The organism is uncultured Sphingomonas sp. (assembly GCF_913774285.1).
In the GTDB taxonomy this organism is placed as follows: domain Bacteria; phylum Pseudomonadota; class Alphaproteobacteria; order Sphingomonadales; family Sphingomonadaceae; genus Sphingomonas.
Map to the genome: position 1 here is coordinate 1 of NZ_CAJYHX010000036.1, position 22,320 is coordinate 22,320.

General features: G+C 67.9%; 23 protein-coding genes and 1 riboswitch. Of the genes, 13 read left to right on the forward strand and 10 right to left on the reverse strand.

Annotation, left to right across the window (positions count from 1 at the left end):
- The 6 genes from QZ670_RS19650 to QZ670_RS19675 all read left to right on the forward strand — a co-directional run.
- Positions 1 to 255, forward strand: a 255-nt coding sequence (locus QZ670_RS19650) for an arginine N-succinyltransferase (RefSeq protein ID WP_294258878.1), incomplete at its 5' end; no start/stop codon positions are given.
- Positions 256 to 260: 5 nt separating this feature from the next.
- Positions 261 to 1,514 (forward strand): N-succinylarginine dihydrolase, encoded by a 1,254-nt coding sequence (locus QZ670_RS19655; RefSeq protein ID WP_294258880.1) that lies wholly within the window; start codon positions 261 to 263, stop codon positions 1,512 to 1,514.
- A gap of 38 nt (positions 1,515 to 1,552) precedes the next feature.
- A complete protein-coding gene (locus tag QZ670_RS19660; protein ID WP_042482538.1) occupies positions 1,553 to 1,771 on the forward strand; it encodes a hypothetical protein in 219 nt (72 codons plus the stop codon).
- 49 nt (positions 1,772 to 1,820) lie between these two features.
- Positions 1,821 to 2,720 carry a sulfate adenylyltransferase subunit CysD gene (cysD, locus tag QZ670_RS19665; protein WP_058744137.1) on the forward strand — a complete coding sequence of 300 codons (900 nt, stop codon included), beginning with the start codon at positions 1,821 to 1,823 and terminating at the stop codon, positions 2,718 to 2,720.
- 1 nt (position 2,721) lies between these two features.
- Entirely contained in the window at positions 2,722 to 4,635 is a 1,914-nt protein-coding gene (cysN, locus tag QZ670_RS19670) for a sulfate adenylyltransferase subunit CysN (protein WP_294258885.1), read from the forward strand.
- The gene (locus QZ670_RS19675) at positions 4,617 to 5,360 is read left to right on the forward strand and encodes a 3'(2'),5'-bisphosphate nucleotidase CysQ (RefSeq protein WP_294258886.1); all 744 of its coding nucleotides are present in this window, start codon (positions 4,617 to 4,619) and stop codon (positions 5,358 to 5,360) included. Before cysN ends, QZ670_RS19675 begins: the two co-directional genes overlap by 19 nt.
- Positions 5,361 to 5,647: 287 nt before the next feature.
- Here QZ670_RS19675 and QZ670_RS19680 read toward each other — a convergent pair whose 3' ends face one another.
- Positions 5,648 to 8,425 (reverse strand): TonB-dependent receptor, encoded by a 2,778-nt coding sequence (locus QZ670_RS19680; RefSeq protein ID WP_294258889.1) that lies wholly within the window; start codon positions 8,423 to 8,425, stop codon positions 5,648 to 5,650.
- Between the two features lie 4 nt (positions 8,426 to 8,429).
- Here QZ670_RS19680 and QZ670_RS19685 point away from each other — a divergent pair, with 4 nt between their 5' ends.
- From QZ670_RS19685 to QZ670_RS19695, 3 genes are all read left to right on the forward strand, one after another.
- Complete coding sequence (locus QZ670_RS19685) at positions 8,430 to 8,588, forward strand: hypothetical protein (RefSeq protein WP_294258891.1); 159 nt, start codon at positions 8,430 to 8,432, stop codon at positions 8,586 to 8,588.
- A gap of 68 nt (positions 8,589 to 8,656) precedes the next feature.
- A complete protein-coding gene (locus QZ670_RS19690) occupies positions 8,657 to 9,874 on the forward strand; it encodes a histidine-type phosphatase (RefSeq protein WP_294258893.1) in 1,218 nt (405 codons plus the stop codon).
- A 101-nt stretch (positions 9,875 to 9,975) separates the two neighbouring features.
- Positions 9,976 to 10,437, forward strand: a complete 462-nt coding sequence (locus tag QZ670_RS19695) for a hypothetical protein (RefSeq protein WP_294258895.1) — start codon at positions 9,976 to 9,978, stop codon at positions 10,435 to 10,437.
- A 34-nt stretch (positions 10,438 to 10,471) separates the two neighbouring features.
- On the opposite strand, the gene QZ670_RS19700 is transcribed toward QZ670_RS19695, so the two are convergent.
- The 5 genes from QZ670_RS19700 to QZ670_RS19720 all read right to left on the reverse strand — a co-directional run bounded on the left by QZ670_RS19700 (position 10,472) and on the right by QZ670_RS19720 (position 14,814).
- Positions 10,472 to 11,641: a glycosyltransferase gene (locus QZ670_RS19700; protein ID WP_294258898.1), complete on the reverse strand. Its 1,170-nt coding sequence runs from the start codon at positions 11,639 to 11,641 to the stop codon at positions 10,472 to 10,474.
- Positions 11,641 to 12,417: a DUF2334 domain-containing protein gene (locus tag QZ670_RS19705; protein ID WP_294258900.1), complete on the reverse strand. Its 777-nt coding sequence runs from the start codon at positions 12,415 to 12,417 to the stop codon at positions 11,641 to 11,643. The genes QZ670_RS19700 and QZ670_RS19705 overlap by 1 nt, the downstream gene beginning before the upstream one ends.
- A gap of 204 nt (positions 12,418 to 12,621) precedes the next feature.
- A complete protein-coding gene (locus tag QZ670_RS19710) occupies positions 12,622 to 14,004 on the reverse strand; it encodes a PLP-dependent aminotransferase family protein (RefSeq protein ID WP_294258902.1) in 1,383 nt (460 codons plus the stop codon).
- Between the two features lie 58 nt (positions 14,005 to 14,062).
- Positions 14,063 to 14,380 carry a hypothetical protein gene (locus QZ670_RS19715; protein ID WP_294258905.1) on the reverse strand — a complete coding sequence of 106 codons (318 nt, stop codon included), beginning with the start codon at positions 14,378 to 14,380 and terminating at the stop codon, positions 14,063 to 14,065.
- A 5-nt stretch (positions 14,381 to 14,385) separates the two neighbouring features.
- A complete protein-coding gene (locus QZ670_RS19720) occupies positions 14,386 to 14,814 on the reverse strand; it encodes a DUF983 domain-containing protein (protein ID WP_294258908.1) in 429 nt (142 codons plus the stop codon).
- 335 nt (positions 14,815 to 15,149) lie between these two features.
- Here QZ670_RS19720 and QZ670_RS19725 point away from each other — a divergent pair, with 335 nt between their 5' ends.
- Positions 15,150 to 15,308 (forward strand): hypothetical protein, encoded by a 159-nt coding sequence (locus QZ670_RS19725; RefSeq protein ID WP_294258909.1) that lies wholly within the window; start codon positions 15,150 to 15,152, stop codon positions 15,306 to 15,308.
- 84 nt (positions 15,309 to 15,392) lie between these two features.
- On the opposite strand, the gene glmS is transcribed toward QZ670_RS19725, so the two are convergent.
- Positions 15,393 to 17,216 (reverse strand): glutamine--fructose-6-phosphate transaminase (isomerizing), encoded by a 1,824-nt coding sequence (gene glmS / locus QZ670_RS19730; RefSeq protein WP_294258910.1) that lies wholly within the window; start codon positions 17,214 to 17,216, stop codon positions 15,393 to 15,395.
- Positions 17,217 to 17,368: 152 nt separating this feature from the next.
- Here glmS and QZ670_RS19735 point away from each other — a divergent pair, with 152 nt between their 5' ends.
- Entirely contained in the window at positions 17,369 to 18,121 is a 753-nt protein-coding gene (locus QZ670_RS19735; protein ID WP_294258913.1) for a hypothetical protein, read from the forward strand.
- A gap of 18 nt (positions 18,122 to 18,139) precedes the next feature.
- On the opposite strand, the gene QZ670_RS19740 is transcribed toward QZ670_RS19735, so the two are convergent.
- Together QZ670_RS19740 and glmU are read right to left on the reverse strand one after the other, a co-directional pair.
- A complete protein-coding gene (locus QZ670_RS19740) occupies positions 18,140 to 18,451 on the reverse strand; it encodes a hypothetical protein (RefSeq protein ID WP_294258916.1) in 312 nt (103 codons plus the stop codon).
- Positions 18,448 to 19,800 (reverse strand): bifunctional UDP-N-acetylglucosamine diphosphorylase/glucosamine-1-phosphate N-acetyltransferase GlmU, encoded by a 1,353-nt coding sequence (gene glmU, locus QZ670_RS19745; RefSeq protein WP_294258918.1) that lies wholly within the window; start codon positions 19,798 to 19,800, stop codon positions 18,448 to 18,450. The genes QZ670_RS19740 and glmU overlap by 4 nt, the downstream gene beginning before the upstream one ends.
- 83 nt (positions 19,801 to 19,883) lie before the next feature.
- On the opposite strand from glmU, the gene QZ670_RS19750 reads away from it, so the two are divergent.
- Both QZ670_RS19750 and QZ670_RS19755 read left to right on the forward strand, forming a co-directional pair.
- Positions 19,884 to 20,561, forward strand: coding sequence for an HAD-IA family hydrolase (locus QZ670_RS19750; protein WP_294258920.1), 678 nt, complete (start codon positions 19,884 to 19,886; stop codon positions 20,559 to 20,561).
- 28 nt (positions 20,562 to 20,589) lie between these two features.
- A riboswitch (glycine riboswitch) is annotated at positions 20,590 to 20,679 on the forward strand.
- Positions 20,680 to 20,781: 102 nt separating this feature from the next.
- On the forward strand, positions 20,782 to 22,167 hold the full coding sequence (locus QZ670_RS19755; protein ID WP_294258923.1) for an L-serine ammonia-lyase: 1,386 nt from the start codon (positions 20,782 to 20,784) through the stop codon (positions 22,165 to 22,167).
- Here the strand turns inward: QZ670_RS19755 and QZ670_RS19760 are convergent, their stop codons facing one another.
- On the reverse strand, positions 22,168 to 22,317 hold the full coding sequence (locus QZ670_RS19760) for a ThuA domain-containing protein (RefSeq protein ID WP_294258925.1): 150 nt from the start codon (positions 22,315 to 22,317) through the stop codon (positions 22,168 to 22,170).
- Positions 22,318 to 22,320: the final 3 nt, after the last annotated feature.

Consider the following 22,320-nt stretch of genomic DNA (forward strand, 5'->3'; position numbering starts at 1 on the left):
ATTTTCGACGGCGGCCCGACGATGACCGCGCGGACCGATCAGGTGCGGACCATTCGCGACGCGCGCGAAAGCACGGTCGTCGCGATCGATGCGCATTCGGGGCGCGAGGCGCTGGTCGCCACGGGGCGGCTCACCGACTTCCACTGCGCACTGGCCGAGATCCGCGACGGGGATGGCGGGATCATCCTGTCCGAAGAAACCGCCCGCACGCTCGACCTGACGGTCGGCGATACCGTCCTGCATATCGATCGGTGAGTATCATGCTGAGAGAGATCAACTTCGACGGCATCATCGGGCCGAGCCACAATTATGCGGGGCTCAGCCACGGCAACCTCGCCGCGACGCGCAATGCGGGCAAGACCTCGCACCCCAAGGCCGCCGCGCTTCAGGGGATCGCCAAGATGCGCGCAAATCTCGACCTGGGGCTGGTGCAGGGCATATTATTGCCGCATCCCCGGCCCGACCATGGCTGGCTCGGGCGGCTGGCGACCGATTATGACGCCGCCTCGCCGGTCCTGAAGGCGCAGAGCCTGTCCGCCTCGGCGATGTGGGCGGCCAATGCCGCGACCGTCTCGCCCGCGCCCGACACCCGCGACGGACGCTGCCACCTGACCGTCGCCAATCTGCTGACCATGCCGCATCGCAGCCACGAATGGCCCGCGACGCTGGCGCAGTTGCGGATGATCTTCGCCGACCCGGCCTTCGTCGTCCATCCGCCCGTGCCTGCGCCCTTCGGTGACGAAGGCGCGGCCAACCATATGCGCTTGTGCAGCGGTCACGACCATCCCGGCGTCGAAATCTTCGTCTTCGGCGAGAGCGGCGGCCCCTTCCCCGCCCGCCAGCACCGTCAGGCCTGCGAAGCGGTCGCCCGCGCGCACCGCCTGTCGCCCGACCGGGTGCTCTTCGCGCGCCAGTCCGACGCGGCCATCGCGGCGGGGGCTTTTCACAACGATGTCGTCGCCGTCGCCAACGAACGGGTATTGTTCGCGCACGAACAGGCCTTTGCCGACCGTGATACGTTCTACGCCGACCTGCGCATCCTGATGCCTGATGTCGAGATCGTCGAGGTGCCCGCCGCGCGCGTCAGCCTGGAGGATGCCATCGCATCCTACCTGTTCAACGCCCAGCTGGTCACACCACCGGGCGGCGAGCCGACCTTGATCGTGCCGCAGGAGGCGCGCGACAACGAACCCGTCTGGTCCTGGCTTCGGGACCATGTCGCGGGCAATGGCCCGATCCGGCGGCTGGAGGTCGTAAACGTCCGCGAATCCATGGCCAATGGTGGCGGCCCCGCCTGTCTGCGGCTGCGCGTGGTGGCCGATCCGGCGACCATCGACCCGCGCTTCCTGGTCGATCATGCCGCGCTGGACCGCATCGCCGCCGTGATCGAGGCGCATTGGCCCGACGCCATCGACCCCACGGAAATCGGCGACCCCGCGCTGATCGCCCGGATCGAGGCCGCGCGCCTCGCCCTCCTGACCGAGCTCGACTGTCTCAAATTGGCAAGCGGTTGACCCTTGGCGGCGGGGCGATCCGGTGGTGTAACGCCCCCATGTGGTCCCGCCTGGTCGCCCTGTTCACGATCAAGTCGAAGTTCGAGGCGTTTCTGGTCATCTATGGCCTGGGCCTCGGCGCGGTCGAGCGCGGCATGCATTATCTGACCGCTTATCCCGGACTTCCGGGCAAGATCCTGTTCGCCGCCTGCCCCATCGCGGTGTTCATGGCGGGTGCGCGCATCCTCGACTCGCTGGAGCGGGACTATCGCGATTGACAGGATAAGTTGGTCGCGCGGTTCGCTGGCGACATTATCTGACAATCCGATGACTGGCCTTACCCACCTGCAACGCCTCGAAGCCGAGAGCATCCATATCCTTCGCGAAGTGGTCGCCGAGACCGAGCGGCCGGTGATGCTATACTCGGTCGGCAAGGATTCGGCCGTGATGCTGCACCTGGCCAAGAAGGCGTTCTTTCCGGCGCGCCCACCCTTCCCGCTGCTCCATGTCGACACGACGTGGAAGTTCCAGGCGATGTACGAGTTGCGCAACCGCGCGGCCGAGGCGGCGGGAATGGAGCTGATCGTCCACCGCAATCCGGAGGCCGAGGCGCTGGGCATCAATCCCTTCGACCATGGCAGCCGCCATACGGACATGTGGAAGACCGAGGGGCTGAAACAGGCGCTGACCGCAGGCGGCTATGACGCCGCGTTCGGCGGCGCGCGGCGTGACGAGGAGAAGAGCCGGGCGAAGGAGCGCGTTTTCTCCTTCCGCTCGGCCGCGCATGGCTGGGACCCCAAGGCGCAGCGGCCCGAACTGTGGAACCTCTACAACAGCCGCATCCATAAGGGGGAGAGCATCCGTGTCTTCCCGCTGTCCAACTGGACCGAGTTGGATATCTGGCAATATATCCTGCAGGAGGGCATCGAGATCGTGCCGCTGTATTTCGCCGCCCCCCGGCCGACGGTGGAGCGCGACGGCATGTTGCTGATGGTCGATGACGACCGTTTCCGCCTGAAGCCCGGCGAGGTGCCGGTCGAACGCTCGATCCGTTTCCGTACGCTCGGCTGTTATCCGCTGACCGGCGCGGTCGAGAGCGAGGCGGCGACGCTATCCGAGGTCATCCAGGAAATGCTGCTGACCACCACCTCGGAGCGTCAGGGGCGCGCGATCGATCACGATCAGGCGGCCAGCATGGAGAAGAAGAAGCGCGAGGGGTATTTCTAAGATGACCGCCTATCAACCCGATGCGCTGATCGCCGCCGATATCGACGCCTATCTCGCCACCCATGCCGCCAAGTCGATGCTGCGCTTCATCACCTGCGGCTCGGTCGACGACGGCAAGTCGACGCTGATCGGGCGGCTGCTCTACGACTCGAAGACCATCTTCGAGGATCAGCTGAGCCAGCTGGAGGCGGACAGCCGCCGCGTCGGGACGCAGGGGGCGAATATCGACTTCGCGCTGCTGGTCGATGGCCTCGCCGCCGAGCGTGAGCAGGGCATCACCATCGACGTCGCCTATCGCTTCTTCGCGACCGAGAAGCGAAAGTTCATCGTCGCCGATACGCCGGGCCATGAGCAGTATACCCGCAACATGGTCACCGGCGCCTCCACCGCCGACCTGGCCGTGATCCTGATCGATGCGCGCAAGGGCGTGCTGAGCCAGACCCGGCGGCACAGCTTCCTCGCGCACCTGCTCGGCATCCGGCACCTGGTGGTGGCGGTGAACAAGATGGATCTGGTCGACTATGACCAGAACGTGTTCGAGCGGATCGTCGACGACTATGCCGCATTCGCCCAGTCGATCGGCATCCAGGATTTCACCGCGATCCCGATCTCGGGCTTCCAGGGCGACAATGTCACGACGCGCAGCGATGCGATGCCGTGGTTCACCGGACCGGTGCTGCTCGACCATCTCGAAAGCGTCGAAGTCGATGCCGACATCGACCGGATCAAGCCGTTCCGCATGCCGGTGCAATGGGTGAACCGACCGAACCTCGACTTTCGCGGCTTTGCCGGCATGATCGCCAGCGGCACCGCCCGGCCGGGCGATCCCGTGCGCATCCTGCCGTCCGGCCGCACCAGCACCATCGCACGCATCGTCGCGATGGGCGGCGACAAGGACGTGGCCGTCGCGGGAGAATCGGTGACGCTAACGCTCGCCGACGAAGTCGATTGCTCGCGCGGGGACGTGATCGCGACTGCCGACGCGCCCCCGCAGGTCGCCGACCAGTTCAAGGCGACGCTGGTCTGGATGGACCCCGCCGAGCTGCTGCCCGGGCGCGCCTATTGGCTCAAGCTCGGCACGCAGACGGTCAGCGCGGTGATCCGCGCGCCAGAATATGCGATCGACGTCAACACCATGGCGCGCACGCCTGCGAAAACACTGGCGCTGAACGACATCGGCGTGGCCGAGGTCGTCACCGATCGCGGCATCGTGTTCGAGACCTATGCGGAGAGCCACGATCTCGGCGGCTTCATCCTGATCGACAAGCTGACCAACGCCACGGTCGGCGCCGGTATGCTCGATTTCGCCCTGCGCCGGGCGCAGAACGTCCACTGGCAGGCGGTGGAGATCACCCGCGAGGCGCATGCCCAGCAAAAGGGCCAGCAGCCGCGCCTGCTCTGGTTCACCGGCTTGTCGGGTTCGGGCAAGTCCACCATCGCCAATCTGGTGGAGAAGAAGCTGCACGCGCTCGGCAAGCACAGCTTCCTGCTGGACGGCGACAATATTCGCCACGGGCTCAATCGCGATCTCGGCTTCAGCGATCAGGACAGGGTGGAAAATATCCGCCGCATCGGCGAGGTTGCCAAGCTGATGACCGATGCCGGCCTGATCGTGCTCACCGCCTTCATCTCGCCGTTCCGCGCGGAGCGGGCGATGGTGCGCTCGCTGCTGCCCGAGGGCGAGTTCTTCGAGATTTTCGTCGACACGCCGATCGAGGAGGCGGAGCGCCGCGATGTGAAGGGGCTCTACAAGAGGGCCCGCGCGGGCGAGATCGCCAATTTCACCGGCATCTCCAGCCCCTACGAGCCGCCGCTCGCCCCGGAGATCCGGATCGATACCACCCGCACGAGCCCCGAGGAGGCCGCCGAGCAGATCGTCGAGGCGATCATGGGCGTATGGAGCCCCATGCTGTGAACGACGCCCAACTTGCTCATGCCATCGCCGAGGAAGCCGGTGCGCTGCTGCTCCACATCCAGAGCGAGTGCGCCGGCGGCGGGCGCGGGGATGAAGAGGCGAACGCGCTAATCCTCGATCGCCTGCGCGCGGCGCGACCCGACGACGCGATCCTTTCCGAGGAATCCGCCGACGACCCCGTTCGCCTTGGCCGCAGCCGGGTGTGGATTATCGATCCGCTCGACGGCACCCGCGAGTTCGCCGAGCGACGCGCGGATTGGGCGGTGCACGTCGCGCTCGCCATCGACGGCGAACCGGCGGTGGGCGCGGTCGCCTTGCCCCGGCTGGGGCTGACGCTGGCCAGCGACACGCCCCCGGCGCTCGCCACGCCACAGCAGCCACCGCGCATGTTGGTCAGCCGCACCCGCGCCAGCCAGCTCTGCGCCGAGGTCGGCAGTTCGATCGGTGCGGTGCATGTCGGCATGGGCTCGGCGGGGGCCAAGGCGATGGCAGTGGTACGGGGCGAGGCGGAGATCTACCTTCATTCGGGTGGTCAGCATCAATGGGACAATTGCGCGCCGGTCGCGGTCGCGCTGGCGGCGGGGCTGCATGCCTCGCGCATTGACGGCAGCCCGATCGTCTACAACCAGGCGAGCACCAGCGTACCCGATCTGCTGATCTGTCGCCGCGAATGGGCGGAGCCCGTGCTGGCGGCGGTGGCCGACTGCAATCGATTGGTTCGTTGAGAAAGCGTTACGGAGAAACCCGGATCGGACTCGCCCCGAATGGCCGGAACCGGCCCGCGCGGCTAACTAGAGGGCACGCGAACGGCAGCGCTTCCCCCCGCTCCCTTCGCCAGTAACCGCGTATCGGCCAGCCCTGAACTGACGCAGGGCGCAGCCATTTTGGAACAAGTCGGCGCGCCACGACCGATCCCCCCAGTGGGGCGCCGACTTGTTTTCCGAGTACGAGAGTACTGCTTGCGCATGACAGGCCGGTCCGCTTCCCTCCCTTGGCGGACCGGCCTATTTGTTCAGAACGCGTAAGACAGGTTGAGCATGTAGGTGCGGCCCACCTCGACATAGCCGCCCTTGCGATCCACCGAGAGCAGCGCCTTACCCTCGCCCGCCGTCGCCCAGTAGCTGTGCGAATTCAGCAGGTTCTGCACCGAAACCCCCGCCGTGAGATGCCGGTTCACCGTGTAGCTGAGGATCGCGTTCATCGTGGAGACCGGCTGGACATAGGTGTCCGGCTGCGACGAGCGCAGGTCGTACAGCTTGTTGCCGGTATAGTTGTAGTTGAGCGCGGCATTGAACCCGCCATGCACCCAGAACAGTTCGGTGTTGAACATCACCTGCGGCGCCTGCGGCATGCGCTGGCGGCGATAGGCGTTAGACACGAACACCGTCGCATCGGCGCGCTGCAGCGTCACGTTGCCCTGGAAGCCCAGCCCATCGAGCATGCCCGGCAGACCCTTCAGGCTATACCGCGCGAACAGTTCCACGCCGTACACGCTGCCCTTGCCGCTGGTGTCGAGTGTGTCGATCTCGACGCCGTCCGGCGAAAGCTGGCTGTTCGGCGCATTCCACACGTTGAGGTCGCCGGTCGCGTTGGTCGAGCCGGTCGAGAACATCACGTGGTTGAGGCGCTTGTAGTACAGCGCTGCCGAGAACAGGTCGGTACCCGCCCCCTTGTGCTCGATCGAAGTGTCGACGTTCCATGCCTCCACCGCGTCGAGATTGGGGTTGGGCACGAAGATCGAGGTGATCTTGCCGCTGTCGTCGCGTGAGACGCTGGTCGGCCCGAGCAGCAGGTCGAACGCGGGGCGCGAATAGCTCTTGCGTACCGAGAAGCGATACACCGTGTTCTCACCCGGACGATAGGAGGCGATCAGGCTCGGCAGCCACTGGTCGTAGCTGCGCGCGCTGGTGGTGAAGCCCGCGGTCTTGCCGTTGTCCTGCCAGTAGCGGCCCTGGAACCAGTTGTGCTCGTAGCGCAGCCCCGGCGTGATCGTCAGGCCGCCGAACGCGAAGTTGGCGAGGATATAGCCGCTGGCGCGGTGCTCCTTGCCGTCGAGCCGGTTCTCCTCCAGCTTCACCGGATCGATCCCCGGCAGCTTGGCGAGCGACAGCTTGGCGTTCTGTGCCTCGATCCAGGCGTGATCCGGGATGTAGAACGGCACCTGCACGTCGTTCATGAACCCGTTCAGCCGCTTGCCCGGAACAGCGGTCAGCTTGGTGATGTTGGGATCGGTGGCGGTGAAGTCATATTCCAGCGCACCGTCGTCGCCGAGGCTGTTGGAATAGCGCTTCGAGGCTTCGTACTTGCCGCCTGCCTGGATCGAGGAAAGTCCGCGATCGCCGAACTTCCAAGTGCCGTCGAGCCGGCCTTCCAGCTTCGATTCCCAGGAATCCTCGAACTGCGCCGTGGTGTAGGCCTGGGCGAAATTGTCGAGGTTGGTGATCGTGTTGCGGGCGTCGTCGGTCAGCACCACCTGCGGGTTGGTGCGGTCGGCCAGGCCGGTGATCAGCTTGTAGGTGGCCGGACCCGTGGCATTCGGCCCGATATAGGTCGGGCTGCCCCACTTGGCCTGGATGCGCAGCGGATAGCTGGTCGCGCCGCGCGAATAGGCGCCGTTATAGTCGAGCGTCAGGTCGCCCAGCCGGCTCTCGCCGCCGATCTTGGTGGTGAACAGCCGCTGGTTGCTGTGCTCGGTACGGAAGTAATTGGTGCCGCCCAGCCCGTACATCGCCAGATAGCCGGCGCTGTCATAGTTGGAGCCGAGCTTGTTGCCGGCATTCGGGTTGGTTTGCCCGGCCGTGAGCCCCACGCTGCGCGCGGCGGTCTGGTCCATCCAGTTCTTGAGGCGATATTCGCCATAGGTGGTGCGGGCGTAGAGGTCGGTGCTGTCGCCCTTCCATTCCAGGTTCACCGTGCCGCCGAAGCGCTCGATCTTGTTCTGGAAGATGTTCCATTCGACGCCGACCGGCACCGCATTGGCGAGGTTGTCGCGGATGGCGCCCGGCAGGTTGCCGTTCTGCTTGGTGTAATCCTTGTGGATCGCCACCGACTCGCTGAAGATGTTCTTCTTGCCGTAATAGCCCGAGGCATAGATCCCGAAATTGCCGAAGCGCTGCGCGGTTTCGAGCGCGATGTTGCCGCCCCAGGGATCCTGGTCGCGGGCGGCGGCGCGGCCGGCGATCTGGCCCTGCGCGCGGACCTGGAAATGGTGCGCGTCGAAATCGAACGGCGAGGCGGTGCGCAGGTCGATCACGCCGGCGATGGCGTCGCCATCCTGCGCCGCGGTGGGCGCCTTGTCGACGCGGACTTCGGAGAGCGCAAAGGGCGAAAGCAGGTTCATCGAGATGGCGCGGGTGCGCGCATCGGTCTGCGCCAGGCGGACGCCGTCGAGTTCATAGGCATTGTAGGCGGTGTCGAGGCCGCGGATCGAGAGATACTGCGCCTCACCCGTCGAGGCGGCGTTACGCGACTGGTCGACCGAGGAATTGACGCCCGGCAGGCGGGTGAGCAGGTCGGCCAGGTTCTGCTGCGGCTGCGCGCGCAGTTCCTCGCCCGAGACGATGGTGACGAGCGAGGCGTTCTTCACCTGCTCCTCCTGCACCGTCTTGATCGCGGCGCGCTGGCCGGTGACGATGATCGTGTCGCCTTCGCGCGTTTGATCGTCCGTGTCCGATGCCGAAGCTGCGACGGTGTCCTCGCGCGGCGTCGCCGCCCATGCCTGGCCCTGTGCGATGAGTGCGACCATGCCCCCGCCCAGGAGCAGCGCGGTGCGCTTGTTCCAGTGTCCCATTGGTATGTCCTTCGCTGATATTGGTGCCAGCCTGTTCCTGCTGGTCGCCGCCGCCGCTAGCCGCACGCCGCTGCAATTCGGCGTCTCGTTCATGGCAATTCCAACACCTTGGCGTGACAGATTTGCTGCACCGCAGCGCAAGCAGCGGGAATTGCTGATATAATACCAATTATTAGATTGGTATTCTTTTTGCGTCACACAGGCTTCACGGAACGAGTCTACCGGGCCGCGATGACGTTTCGCACCCTTGCCCGCATCGGCGCCCTCGCCACCCTTCTGCTCACGCCGCTCGCGGCGCATGCGACATCCTTCTCCCCTGCCCGGGTCGAGCGACTGGTGCTGCTGATGCGCCACGGCGTGCGCGCACCGCTCAACGGCGAGGTGCCGCCGGCCACGCGCACCGGCCGGCCCTGGCCGCGCTGGACTGCGCCGGCCGAGCAGGTGACGCCGCACGGCGCCGCCGCGCTGCGCGCACTCGCCGAGGCAGACCGCCGCTGGTTCGCCGCCGCCGGGCTGGTCGCCGCGCAAGGCTGCCCCGATCCTGCGGCGCTCCGGCTCTGGACCAACAGTTCGCCGCGCACGATTGCGAGTGGCGAGGCCTATTCGGCGGGCTTCGCGCCCGGCTGCGCCCTCCCCGTCGGGCACAAGCCCGAGGGGACCAACGATCCGATCTTCGAGCCGCTGGGCGCACATCCGGTCGCTTTCGATGCCAGCCGCGCAATCGAATCGATCAACCGCTACACCGGCGGCGCCGAGACGCTGATCCGGCGCCATGCCGCGGGACTGAAGCTGCTGGAGCAAGTGCTCGCCTGCCCGAGCGCGCCGTGCAGTCCGGTGGAACCTGCGTCGGTTCGCGCCAGCGCAGACGGCCACGGCATCGACCTCAAGGGACCGATCCGCGCCGCCTCGGGCACCGCGCAGGTGCTGATGCTGCAATATCTCGAGGGCATGCCGCTGGCCCAGGTCGGCTGGGGCCGCGCGACGCCGGCCCGGCTCGAGGCGCTCGGGGCGGTGCACGGCGCGCTATTCGACGTGTTCAGCCGGCCGGCCTATATGGCCGCGTTCCAGATGGCACCGACCGTCGACCGCATCACGGCCGACCTCACCGCTGCCACCGCCCCCAAGATCGACGTGCTGATCGGCCATGACACCAATGTCGCGGCGCTGGCGGCGGTGCTGGGCGTGCCGGTCAAGGCGCCGGGCTTCGCCACCAACGATCCCTCGCCGGGCGGCGGCATCGCCATCGCGCTCGTCAAGGCACCGGACGGCCGCCCGGCGGTCCGCCTCTGGTACCGCAGCCAGAGCGCCGCCGACATGCGCGCCGCGCGCGACCGCACGGTGTGGACGCCGCTGCGGCTGCAGGGCTGCGACGAAGGTGCCGAGCATCGCTGCCCGCTGCCGCAGTTCCTGAAGCGGCTGGAGGCGGCAACGGCGCCCGCGCGCAGCTAGTGTAGCGCCTCGCCGCCAAGGCATGATATCAGCAGCTTGGGATCGGCCCCGGCGATGGTACGCTGCTCTCGATCGATTGATAGGTGACGGGGGGGGCGTAGATGATAGCCGCACTCTTACTGCAAGCGGCTGCCAGCCAGCCCTTGCCACGAGACGTCTGGGCAAGCCTGTCGGTTTCGGCGGCTCTTGCCCGCACGTCCGAAACCATCGAGTTTCTAAGGGCCGGGGCGGAGGGACCTGCCGGCGAGGTGATACTGCGACGGACCTCGCGTCGACTCGACGACGCCCCCCAAGTGACATGGGCGACCAGTCGTACCTGCCGCGGCGTGCGCGAGGCGGTGGCACGATGGGACGCGATACCGATGCCGTCGATCGTCCGACCCGGCGATCCGGAGTCGCTGGTGATGGACGGCGTCGGCTACATGGTTCGCTTCAACGGCCGGTATGGCGCAGAACTCGGCACACCGATGGAGCTGCGCAGCAACATGGGAACGCCCCTGTCGCAATGGGTCAGCGGAACCCTGTCGCTCTTGAAACCCTGCTGGTCGTACAGCCGCCCCTGATAGCGGCGCGGGCCGTCAGCGCCCGGCCCTCACATCACGCCGCCCGCGAGTATGCCATTGCCTGGTAGCTCGCGAACAGCTCCTCGAAATGCTGGTCCATCGTCCGCGTGCCCGGCGCGTCGGCAGTGGCGCGCAGGCGGTGGAACATCGGGGTGGTATCGACGAACTGGGTCAGCGCGTCGCGCAGGGACACCGGGTCGGCCGAGCGATAGAGCATTCCCTGCCCCTCGACGAACTGGTCGGCCGCGCCGCCTTCGTCGGGAACGATCAGCGGCAGGCCACTCGCGCGCGCCTCGGCGGCGACCATGCAGAATGTCTCCGCCTCGCAGCCATGCACCAGCGCGTCGGAGCTCGCCAGCACCCGGGCGAGCTGCTCGCGATTGCTGGTCGGCTCGAACAATTGGGCATGCGGGTTGCGCCCGATCGCGGTGATCACCTTCGAGCGCGCGGTGCCGGTGCCGATCAGGATCAGCCCCATGGGGTGACGTCCCGCCGCCGCCTCCGCCGCCTCGATCACCATCGGCCAGCGCTTCTCCGCCGCCAGCCGGCCGACACCGATCAGCAGCGTCGCGTCCGGGCCCAGCCCGCAGCTCGCCAGCAGTTCGGCGCGCAGGGATTCGTCGCGCAGGGTCGGGCTGAAATAGCCGGGCTCCACGCCCATCGGGATCGTCACCACCTTGGTGAGGCCGCCCTCGGTCAGCCGCTGGGCAAGCCCGCGCCCCGCCGTCACCACCTGATCGAACCCGTCGTCGAGCCGGCGCAGATGCTGCCAGAAGGAGGAGAAGCCCTTGTCGATCGTCTCGCGATTGGCGATCGTGCCGAACCAGCGATAGGCATAGGCTGCCAGCGGATCGGCGTGCATCACCAGCGACCGCGCCGCCGAGCCCTGCCAGCGCGCGACCATAGAGGCACTCCGCCAAGGCGACGAGGCCTCGACGAAATCGGGCCGCCAGCGGTTGAGCGCGGCGTGCAGCGCGGGCTCGTCGTCGAAATAGCGGTAGCGGCGGTCGAGCGGCAGCAAGGGCGCCGGGATCGTCGCGAGGATCGCGCCGTCGCGCTCCTCCAGGATCTCCTCGCGCTCGCCCGGGGCGAGGATGATGATCTCGTGGCCCAGCTTGGCGCCGAGTTCCATCTTGCGACGGACATAGGTTTTCACGCCGCCGCCATAGGGGCTGTAGAAGGCGCAGACGTCGAGGATGCGCATCAATGCGTCTCCAGCAGTTCGCGATATTGGCCGAAGCGGCCGCCCTTGGTCAGCGCACCAAGCGTCTTGTCGATGCTCGTCAGCAGCGCCGGCACGGTGACATCCCCCGGATGCACGCCGAGCCGCATCGCCGGGCGCCGCGGCAGCAGCGTGCGGGCAAGCGCGGCCACCGCCAGCGACGAGGCGATCCGGCTCTTGCTGCGGCTGGCCCAGGTGATCACCGGGCCTTTGGCGAGCACGCGGTCCTGCTGCTGCGGCGCCCAGACGCGGAAATGGTCCTCGGCCAGCGCGAAATCGAGGTCGCGCAGCGCCTCGCGCGCGCCGTCGCCATAAAGCCAGGCCGGCGCGATGAAGCCGGTGACCGGGCGACCGATAATGTCCTCCACCAGCGCCCGCCCGCGCGCCATCCGGTCGCGCGCGGTGGCATAGTCGAGGCCGAGGAACTCGCCCTCGCCCGCCGTCATGTGCTTGGCCTTGAAGCGCGCGCCGGCCGAGGCGTGCTCGGACACGTCCTTGTGGAACCAGCCGTGCAGGAACATCTCGATGCCCGAATCGGCCCAGCCACGCAGCCGCGTGGCGAAGGGGCTGCCGGGGACGAGCGGGGCCGAGCCCCAATGGTCCGGCACCACCAGCATCGCATAGCGGGGCGCGCCGATATGCCGCAGGAACAGCTCGGAAAGCTGGTCGACCGCGCCCTCGGAACGCGGCCCGACATCGTGGATCGATGCGAGCAGGCTGGGGCCTCTGGGCCCTTGGGGGCGGGTGGTTGCGGTCATGCTATCGTTCTTTGCTGCAGGTGCGAGCGATATAGACCGCCGGAACAGGGCGGCAAGCGGGCGGAATTCCGGCTTTTTCTAACGCACGGAACGCCAAGGATTAAACGTCGCCGCAGCCGTGGATCCGCACCAAATCTGCCACATTCGACGGGAGATGGACATCCACCTCCGGTTCAGGCGCTGCCGTCTGGCGCGCAGGTCCGCCTAGACCAGCGCGATCTTTCGGGTCACGTCGGGCGTGGTTAGCGCATCGAGGAGCCGCAGCGCACGCTCCACACGCTCGCGCGGCATCGATCCGCCGATCGAAACCCGCAACGCAGGTCGCGCCGTCGCCGGCTCTACCGCGAACGCATCGCCGCCGACCACGCCCAGCCCCTGCGACCGCAGCGCGGTGACGATCTCCGCCACATTCGCGCCTGCCGGGAGCGGCACCCACAGGTGATAGCCTTCTTCCTGCGCGTGGAAGCTGCCGGGACGCAGCACCGTGCGGGCGATCGCCTGCCGTGCGCGTGCTTCTTCGCGCACGGCGGCGCGCAGCGTGTCGAAACTACCGCCGTGCAGCCAGTCGGCGACCACCGCAACGTTGAGCGGCGGCGCCATCACCGCCGTCTCGTGCAGGTCGGCCGCCAGGCGCCACGCCGCCGCGATGTCGGGGGCAGCGATCCAGGCGACGCGGAGGCCTGGGGAGAGAATCTTCGAGAGGCTGGCAATGTGCCAGCACCGCTCGGGCACCAGCGCGGCGAGCGGCGGCAACGGGCGTTCGGGGAGCAGGCCATAGGCATCGTCCTCGATCAGCTTGAGATCCTGGCTGCGCACCACCGCCGCCAGCGCCTCTCGCCGCGCCAGGCCCATCGTCGCGGTGGTCGGGTTGTCGTTGGTGGGCACGACATAGACTGCCGCCACGCCGTCCGCGCAGGCTTCGTCCAGCGCCTGTGGCAGCATGCCCTCGCCGTCGGTTTCGACCACCCGCAGCGCCACGCCGTAGCGCCGCGCGATCGCGATCAGCCCAGGATAGACGAACGCCCCCACCGCCAGCATGTCGCCGGGGCGCAGCTCGGTGCTGATCACCGCATGCAGTGCATGCTGCCCCCCGGCGCTGACCAGCACAGTATCTTCCTGCGCGGGCATGCCGCGCCCTTGCAGCAGCGCCGCCCCGGCCGCCCGCGCCAGCGGCATGCCGCCGCGCGGCTGATAGTGGAACGGCGCAGGGCCATCCGCCCGGCCGAGCAGGTTCGCCGCGGAAGCCGCGAAGGCCTTTTCCAATTGCCGGTCCGCGGCTTCGGGGGGCGCGTTCATGCCGGCATCGGCCGGTTCGGCATAAGGAATGCCGACGGGCTCGGCCGCCTTGCCGCGCACGAAGCTGCCGCGGCGACCATCGCCTTCGATCAGGCCCAGCCGCTGCGCCTCGCCATAGGCGCGGGTCACCGTGGTGAGATCCACGCCCAGCGCCTCGGCCAGCATCCGCTGCGGCGGCAATCGGTCGCCGGGATTGAGGGCGCCCGCTTCGATGTCGCGCGCGATCGCTGCGGCGATGGCGAGGTATTTCGGCCCCAGGACTCCGGCGATGTCGGGTTTCCAGCCTTGCATCGTCAAGCGACTAGCCGATCCCATACAAATTTACATAAGAAACGCGCATCGGAAACCTTCAGTCCCGATGCCGGGCAAAGCCTTCGCGGCCCTGCAGTGCCTCGCGTGCGATCTCGCCGCAATCGTGATAGGCCAGCATCGCCTCGCAAGGCTCGCCTTCCCAAAAATCCGGATCGGCATAGCACTGCAGTGCACGCTCGAGCAGCGCCGCGCGCCGGCTCACCCGTTCCACGGCGAGCAGCGCGGTGGGCACTTCCAGAAAATCATCCCCCTTGCCGACCGCAACGACCTCCGCATCGCTGAACCGGCCCTTCTGGGTCAGCACGGCCCAGGCCGCCTGGCGGACGACAGCGAGCGACGAATGGCTCCCCCGCATCGCGCTTACCCCTCGAACGGATCGCTGCCGGCGGCGCGGCCGTCGAGCCGGTTCCACAGCCGCTCGGTCCCCGCCTCGCGGGCACGGTTGACATATTGGGAAGCCACCAGCCACCCCTTGATCGGCCGCAGCGGCCAAAGGCTGCCCAGCACCATCAGCGGCAGCGAGGTGAACAGGTGAATCCACACCGGCGGCTCGAACGCCACCTGCACCCACACCACCACGAAGGTCAGCGGAAACACCACGATGCACAGCGAGAAAAAAGCGGGACCGTCGTCCGGCGCGGCGAAGCGATAGTCTAGGCCGCAGGCCTCGCACTTGTCGACCACCTTGAGCCAGGAGCGAAACATCCGCCCCTCGCTGCAGCGGGGGCACAAGCCTTTCCACCCGCATTTGAGAATCCAGGGGAACGCCCCCTGCGCCGTCCGCGTCATGACCAACGCTCCTGAGTCGCCCCTGTCGAACCCGACATACAGCATCGCCAATGCATACACAATTCATTTGCATGGGCGATTGCATGTCAAATGCATGCCTAGTTATCGAGACACGCGAAAGGAAGGGCGGGCGTTCGGCCGTCGCTTGCCCGCGCGGCATCTCCAGATCTTGCTGTCGCTGTCATACATCCGCGTCGCCGGACGCGGCTCACCCCTGGCATGGGTTAGCGGATACGTCCGTATACTGATGTCGAGCGCGACCATCGCGGTATACCGGCGCGGTCGGGCGGCATTGCCCCCCTGCCCCCCGCCGCCCGACACCCAGGAGACCGACCATGCGCGTGAACTATGCCCGCAATGCCGGCCGCCCTTGGGCGGTACGCATCCTGCTCGACAGCCCCCAGCCACGCAGCCCGCGCCGCGCCCAGGCGATGCCCTTCGAGGAGCTGTCCGCCCCGCGCGCAGCAGCGCAGGTCAACGCCGCAGGGCGCTGAGCACCGCCCTGCGGCGTTGACCGGTGGCGCGCCCGACCTGCGCTTCGCCCCGTACGGCGAAGCCACGCCCCGGGGGCGGCCCCATCACTCTACAGTGACGGACTTGGCGAGGTTGCGCGGCTGGTCGACGTCGGTGCCCTTGGCGACAGCGACGTGATAGGCCAGCAGCTGCACCGGCACCGCATAGACCAGCGATGCGATCAGCGGGTGGACCTTGGGCATGGTGATGGTGGCGATGCAGCCGTCGCCCGCCGCCTGGATGCCGTCATAGTCCGAGATCAGCACCACCTTGCCGCCGCGCGCCTGCACTTCCTGCATGTTGCTGACGGTCTTGTCGAACAGCGGGCCCGACGGCGCAATGACGATCACCGGCACGGCATCGTCGATCAGCGCGATCGGCCCGTGCTTCATCTCGCCAGCGGCATAGCCCTCAGCATGGATGTAGCTGATTTCCTTGAGCTTGAGCGCGCCTTCCAGCGCCAGCGGGTAATCGGTGCCGCGGCCGAGATAGAGCACGTCGCGCGCTGCCGCGATCACCCCCGCCATCGCCTGGATCGATTCGTCATAGGCGAGCGCGGCGTTCAGCGAGGCGGGGGCTTCGGCCAGGTGGCGGACGATGCGGCGTTCCTCGGCTTCGTCCAGCTTGCCCTTGGCGCGGGCGAGATTGGCCGCCAGCGCCGCGAGCACCGCCAGCTGGCAGGTGAAGGCCTTGGTCGAGGCGACGCCGATCTCCGGGCCGGCATGGGTGGGCAGCAGCAGGTCCGCCTCGCGCGCCATCGAGCTGGTCGGCACATTGACGACGGCGGCGATCTTCTGCCCCTCGCTGCGCGCATGGCGGAGCGCGGCGAGCGTGTCCGCCGTCTCGCCCGACTGGCTGATCACGATCATCAGCCCGCCTTCTTCCATAACCGGCGCGCGGTAGCGGAATTCGGAGGCGACATCGATGTCCACCGGCACGCGGGCGAACTGCTCGAACCAGTATTTCGCCACCATGCCCGCGTAGTAGCTGGTGCCGCAGGCGACGATGGTGACGCGCTTGATCGCCGAGAGATCGAACTCCGGGATCGGCAGCGTGATCTTCTCCTCCATGCGCTGGAGGTAGGAGCGCAGCGTCTGCGCGACGACGATCGGCTGCTCGTAGATCTCCTTCAGCATATAGTGCCGATGGTTGCCCTTGGAGATCAGCTCGCCGGTGACGCCGGAAATGGTGATCGGCCGCTCGACGGGATTGTTGTCCTTGTCGAAGATCTCGGCGCCGTCCTTGGTGATGACGACCCAGTCGCCCTCTTCCAGATAGGCGATGCGCTGGGTGAGCGGCGCCAGCGCCAGCGCGTCCGAACCCAGATAGGTCTCGCCGTCGCCATAGCCGACGACCAGCGGCGAGCCGAGCCGCGCGCCGATCAGCAGGTCCGGATGCTGGCGGAAGAGGATGGCGAGCGCGAAGGCGCCGTGCAGGCGCGGCAGCACCTCGCGCACCGCCTCGGCCGGGGCCATGCCGGCCTCGACCTTCTCGCTCACGAGGTGTGCGACGACTTCGGTATCGGTCTCGCTGGTGAAGGTGCGGCCGCGGGCGGTCAGTTCCTCGCGCAGCGCCTTGAAATTCTCGATGATGCCGTTGTGGACCAGCGCCACTTCGCCGGTGGCGTGCGGGTGGGCGTTGTTGGTGGTCGGGCCGCCATGCGTCGCCCAGCGGGTGTGGGCGATGCCGGTGGTGCCGGGCAGCGGGTGGGCGGCGAGCTCCTTGCCGAGGTTCACCAGCTTGCCCGAGGCGCGGCGACGCTCGATCTTGCCGTCTACGTCCGTCGCGATGCCGGCCGAATCATAGCCGCGATATTCCAGGCGCTTCAGGCCCTCGAACAGACGCTCCGCGACGTCTTCCTTGCCAACGATTCCAACGATTCCGCACATGGCATCCGTCCTCCTGCCCCTGCCCTAGCGCGGGTGGGCGGCCGCGCCTAGACGCGCTATCGTTGCGACAAGCTGAACGATGCATGCGCCCAAATATGTCGCGCGACGTTTAGGCTCGGGTCCCGCACCTTAGGTGCCATCGAGGAGAGATCATGTTCCGTCCAAAGATCGCGCTGTTTACGCTGTTGCTGCCTCTAGGCGCTTGCGGCAGCTCCGATCGCACGGCCCCTGTCTCGAACGCAGCGGCGCCCGCCAACCAGGCGGCGGCGCGCCCGGACCACGTTACCCGCCCGGCGCCCGCGCCCAGCGCCTCCGCCACCTTGGCAGCCCTGACGCGCCGCAGCTGCACGGACGAGATCGGCAAGGCAGCAGCGGCGCAGCGGGTGAACCTCTGCATCAAGCTATCCCCGGCGACGCACCCGCCGTGCAATGCCGCGAACAGCTGCGCGATGATCGAGGACGAGATCGCCCGCAGCTGCGCCCTGCTCGACGGCGACGGCGCGCCGGTGCAGGGCTGCACCGTCAATCCCAGGAGCAGCCAGGCCGCCGCCGACGTGGTCCGCCGCTATTACGCCGCGATCGACGCCCGCGACTTCGACACCGCCTGGACGCAATGGGGCGACGACGGCCGGCCGGGCCAGACCTTCGCGGCGTTCGAGAAGGGCTTTGCGCACACTCGTGCGACCAAGGTGAAGATCGGCACGCTCGGCCCCAGCGAGGGCGCGGCGGGCTCCGTCTACCAGACCGTGCCGGTGACCGTGGAAGCGACGCTCGACAACGGCAGCGCGCAACGCTTCACGGGCAGCTATGTCGTGCGCCGCGTCAACGGCGTCGATGGCGCCTCGGCGTCACAGCTGCGCTGGCATCTTGCATCCGCGACGCTGCGCCCCGCCCCCGCCAAGTGAGGGAGCGGGCGCAGGGCGTCAGTGCGGGAAGTTGGTGTCGATGAAGATCCGGGTGAACTCGCCGGGATCGGGTTCATGGCCCTGCGCTTCGACGAACTTCTGCCGCCCGTTTTGCCATATCTCCAGGATGGCGCCCTGCATGCCGTCCTGGAACCCCAATTTATCCTCGACGATGCCCCGCCACGGACCCTCGGCTTCGAACAGACGGTGCAGGTGCGGCTCGATCGACGTCAGCTCGGCGTCCGCGTCGGGCGGGAGATGGCCGATCGCGTCGAGCACATAGCAGTCGAGCAGCTTGAGGAACGGCTTGTCGGTGTAGCGATCGGTCATTTGGCGGCCTTTCGTGCCTTCATTTTCGCACGGAAGGTCGTGGCCCAACCCTGCTTCTTCAATGTTTCCGGCCGGGTGACGGCGAGCGCATCGGCCTCGACGTCGCGGGTGATGACTGATCCGGCGCCGATGATCGCGCCGTCGCCGATCGCCACCGGCGCCACCAGCGCGCTGTTCGATCCGATGAACGCGCCCGCACCGATCACCGTCTTCTGCTTGAGATAGCCGTTGTAATTGCAGGTGATCGTGCCCGCGCCGATGTTCGCGCCGGCGCCCACGCTGGCATCCCCCAGATAGGTGAGGTGGTTGGCCTTGGCGCCCTTGCCCAGCACCGCGTTCTTGAGCTCGACGAAATTGCCGACATGGCTGTCCGCCTCCAGCACCGCGCCGGGGCGCAGGCGGGCATAGGGGCCCACCGTCGCGCCGCTGGCGATGGTCGCGCCCTCGATATGGCTGAACGCGCGCAGCACCACGCCGTCCGCCACGGTGACGCCGGGACCGAACACGACGTTCGGCTCGATCGTGACGTCGCGGCCGATCTGCGTGTCGTGGGCGAACCAAACGGTCTCGGGCGCGATCAGCGTCGCGCCTTCCACCATCGCACGGGCGCGGCGGACCTGCTGCCACTCGGCCTCCAGCGCCGCCAGTTCGCCCCGGCTGTTGACGCCGGTGACTTCCACCGCCCCTGTCTCGATCACAGCGGCCACCCGGCCGTCGCCGTTCGCCAGCTCGACGATGTCGGTCAGGTAATATTCGCCGGCCGCATTCTGATTGGTCAGCCGATCGAGCAGCGCGAAGAGATCGGCGCCGCGCACCGCCATCAGCCCCGAATTGCACAGGGTGACGGCGCGCTCCTCTGCACTCGCATCCTTGTACTCGACGATCTTCGACAGGCGGTCGCCGCCCTCCACGATCAGACGGCCATAGGCGCCCGGATCGGCCGGCCGGAAGCCGAGCACCACCACGGCGGGTTCGTCCGCGCCGTGCAGCCGCTCGACCATGCGGCGCATCGTCGCGGTGGTGACCAGGGGGACGTCGCCATAGAGGATCAGCACATCGCCCTCGAAGCCCGCCAACGCGTCCTTGGCCTGCAGCACGGCATGGCCGGTGCCGAGCTGCTCGGCCTGGTGCGCGGTCTCCGCACCCAGCGGCGTGACCGCCGCCTCGACCTGCTCGCGCCCGGCGCCGACCACCACCACCTCGCGCGCGGCGCCCAGCGCCTTCACGCTGTCGATCAGGTGGAGCAGCATCGGCCGCCCCGCGATCGGGTGGAGCACCTTGTGCGTATCGGATTTCATCCGCGTGCCCTTGCCGGCGGCGAGGATGATCGCGGCGATGGGTGCAGTCACGTGGCAGTCTCCGGATAATGGGGGTGCAACCCCTGCCACGGTGGACATGGCTTTTCCAGCGCGATGCTGCCATGCGCGCGGGCATGCCCCTGCCCTTCCGCACCATCGGCTTCGATCTCGACGGCACGCTCCTCGATACCAGCGGCGACCTCGCCGCGACGCTCAACCGCGTGCTGGCGGAGGATGGACGGCCCGCGCTGCCGCTCGATCGCATCCTCGCGATGGTCGGCCGCGGGGTGCACAAGCTGCTGGAGCAGGCGGTGGCGGCGACCGACGGCGGCGATGCGGCGGTGGTGGCGCGGCTCTATCCCCGCTTCGTCGACACCTATGCCGCGCACAATGCCGAGCATAGCCGCCCCTATCCGGGCGTGGTCGAGGCGCTCGATGCACTGGCGGCGCAGGGCATCACGCTGGCGGTGGTCACCAACAAGCTCGAGGGGCTCACCCTGCCGCTGCTGGAGGCGACTGGCCTGCTCCCCCGCTTCGCCACGGTGATCGGCGGCGACACGCTCGGCCCCGGCATCGCCAAGCCGTCGCCCGCGCCGATTCTGGAGATGGTCCGGCGCTGCGGCGGCCCGGCGGCATTCGTCGGCGACTCGATCTACGACGTGCAGGCGGCACGAGCCGCGGGCATCCCCGTCATTGCCTGCAGCTTCGGCTTCTCGCAGGTGCCGGTGACCACGCTGGGCGCCGAGGCGGTGATCGATTCCTTCGCCGAATTGCTCTCCGCGCTTGAGACCCTTCGCCCAATCAGCGTTTGACAGCGGGAAGGCGCACGGCGAAACACAAGCTGTCGGAAAGGGAGAGAATCCGGGAAACCGGATCGCCGAAGGAGCAACCGCCCCGGAAACTCTCAGGCAAAAGGACCTTCCGGCCACCACATTCTGGAGAGTGGCGCCCCGCGCGCCCGCCGACGGGATAGCGATCTCAGGCAAACGGACAGAAGGGGCCCGCAACCGAGTGTTTCAGGAGACGGGTTCCGTGGCGACCAAAGGCGTCGGGCCGAATGCAGGGCCGATCAGCATCACCGACGTGTTCACCATCGGCATCGGGCCGTCGAGCTCGCATACCGTGGGGCCGATGCGCGCCGCGCGCGACTTCGCCGCCTGGGTGGTGGCGGACGGGCGCGCGGTGACCAAGCTGTGTTGCGAGCTGTTCGGATCGCTGGCGCTGACCGGCAGGGGCCATGCCACCGATCGCGCGGTGATCCTCGGGTTGGCGGGCGAGCGGCCGGACGGCGTCGATCCCGATGCGGTCGAGCCGATGCTGGCCCAGATCGCCGCCGAGCGCCGCATCCTGCTGAACGGCACCGCTTCGGTGGCGTTCGATCCCGAGGCCGACCTCAAGTTCCGCAAGCGCCAGTTCCTCCCCGGCCACCCCAACGGCATGAAGCTGCGCGCCACGCTGGTCGACGGCGCCGTGCTGGAACGCACCTATTATTCGGTCGGCGGCGGGGCGATCCGGCGCGAGGGAGAGGAAGCGGCGGCAGGCCTCTCCGCCGGCACCAACCACCCCTTCGCCAGCGCGCGCGAGATGCTGGAGCGCTGCGCCGAACTCGGGCTCGACATCGCCGGACTGATGCTCGCCAACGAGCGCGGCTGGCGCGACGACGGCGAGACGCTCGCGTTCGTCGACGGCATCCACGATGCGATGAACGCCTGCATGGATCGCGGCATGGCGCAGGACGGCATCCTGCCCGGCGGCCTCGAAGTCCCCCGCCGCGCGCGCAAGCTCCACCAGAAGCTGATGGCGCGCGGCCCCCGCGTCGAGCCCGCCTCGGTGCTCGAATGGGTCAGCCTCTGGGCGCTGGCGGTGAACGAGGAGAATGCCGCCGGCGGCCGCGTCGTCACCGCGCCGACCAACGGTGCGGCGGGCGTGATCCCGGCGGTGCTGCGCTATTATGAATGCTTCGTCGGCAATGCGACGAAGGACGGCGCCCGCCGCCTGCTGCTCACCGCCGCCGCGATCGGCATCCTCTACAAGCGCCAGGCCTCGATCTCGGCGGCCGAGATGGGCTGCCAGGGCGAAGTGGGCGTCGCCTGCTCGATGGCGGCGGCGGGGCTGGCCGCGGCGCTGGGCGGCAGCAACGCGCAGATCGAGAATGCCGCCGAGATCGGCATGGAGCATAATCTGGGCCTGACCTGCGACCCGATCGGCGGGCTGGTCCAGATCCCGTGTATCGAGCGCAACACCATGGGCGCGATCAAGGCGATCAATGCCGCCTATCTGGCGCTGCATGGCGACGGCAAGCACATCGTCAGTCTGGATCAGGTGATCGAGACGATGCGCCAGACCGGCGAGGACATGAAATCCCAATATAAGGAAACCAGCCTTGGCGGCCTCGCGGTCAACGTTGTCGAGTGCTAATTATCGGCCCGCCGCCCAGCGTATCGCGTTGGTCAGGATGCGGCGGTAATCGGGATCGTCATAGAGCTGCGGCTCATGCCCCAGCGCGGAGTAGAAGACCCGGCCCTTGCTGCGCGGATTGATCCACATGACGGGATGCGTGGCACCCATGCG

Bases quoted from the DNA above. Each gene is read 5' to 3' on its own strand.
- QZ670_RS19655 (WP_294258880.1), top strand. From the start codon at position 261: ATGCTGAGAGAGATCAACTTCGACGGCATCATCGGGCCGAGCCACAAT.
- QZ670_RS19660 (WP_042482538.1), top strand. From the start codon at position 1,553: ATGTGGTCCCGCCTGGTCGCCCTGTTCACGATCAAGTCGAAGTTCGAG.
- cysD (WP_058744137.1), top strand. From the start codon at position 1,821: ATGACTGGCCTTACCCACCTGCAACGCCTCGAAGCCGAGAGCATCCAT.
- cysN (WP_294258885.1), top strand. From the start codon at position 2,722: ATGACCGCCTATCAACCCGATGCGCTGATCGCCGCCGATATCGACGCC.
- QZ670_RS19675 (WP_294258886.1), top strand. From the start codon at position 4,617: ATGGAGCCCCATGCTGTGAACGACGCCCAACTTGCTCATGCCATCGCC.
- QZ670_RS19680 (WP_294258889.1), bottom strand. From the start codon at position 8,425: ATGGGACACTGGAACAAGCGCACCGCGCTGCTCCTGGGCGGGGGCATG.
- QZ670_RS19685 (WP_294258891.1), top strand. From the start codon at position 8,430: ATGTCCTTCGCTGATATTGGTGCCAGCCTGTTCCTGCTGGTCGCCGCC.
- QZ670_RS19690 (WP_294258893.1), top strand. From the start codon at position 8,657: ATGACGTTTCGCACCCTTGCCCGCATCGGCGCCCTCGCCACCCTTCTG.
- QZ670_RS19695 (WP_294258895.1), top strand. From the start codon at position 9,976: ATGATAGCCGCACTCTTACTGCAAGCGGCTGCCAGCCAGCCCTTGCCA.
- QZ670_RS19700 (WP_294258898.1), bottom strand. From the start codon at position 11,641: ATGCGCATCCTCGACGTCTGCGCCTTCTACAGCCCCTATGGCGGCGGC.
- QZ670_RS19705 (WP_294258900.1), bottom strand. From the start codon at position 12,417: ATGACCGCAACCACCCGCCCCCAAGGGCCCAGAGGCCCCAGCCTGCTC.
- QZ670_RS19710 (WP_294258902.1), bottom strand. From the start codon at position 14,004: ATGCAAGGCTGGAAACCCGACATCGCCGGAGTCCTGGGGCCGAAATAC.
- QZ670_RS19715 (WP_294258905.1), bottom strand. From the start codon at position 14,380: ATGCGGGGGAGCCATTCGTCGCTCGCTGTCGTCCGCCAGGCGGCCTGG.
- QZ670_RS19720 (WP_294258908.1), bottom strand. From the start codon at position 14,814: ATGACGCGGACGGCGCAGGGGGCGTTCCCCTGGATTCTCAAATGCGGG.
- QZ670_RS19725 (WP_294258909.1), top strand. From the start codon at position 15,150: ATGCGCGTGAACTATGCCCGCAATGCCGGCCGCCCTTGGGCGGTACGC.
- glmS (WP_294258910.1), bottom strand. From the start codon at position 17,216: ATGTGCGGAATCGTTGGAATCGTTGGCAAGGAAGACGTCGCGGAGCGT.
- QZ670_RS19735 (WP_294258913.1), top strand. From the start codon at position 17,369: ATGTTCCGTCCAAAGATCGCGCTGTTTACGCTGTTGCTGCCTCTAGGC.
- QZ670_RS19740 (WP_294258916.1), bottom strand. From the start codon at position 18,451: ATGACCGATCGCTACACCGACAAGCCGTTCCTCAAGCTGCTCGACTGC.
- QZ670_RS19750 (WP_294258920.1), top strand. From the start codon at position 19,884: ATGCCCCTGCCCTTCCGCACCATCGGCTTCGATCTCGACGGCACGCTC.
- QZ670_RS19760 (WP_294258925.1), bottom strand. From the start codon at position 22,317: ATGGGTGCCACGCATCCCGTCATGTGGATCAATCCGCGCAGCAAGGGC.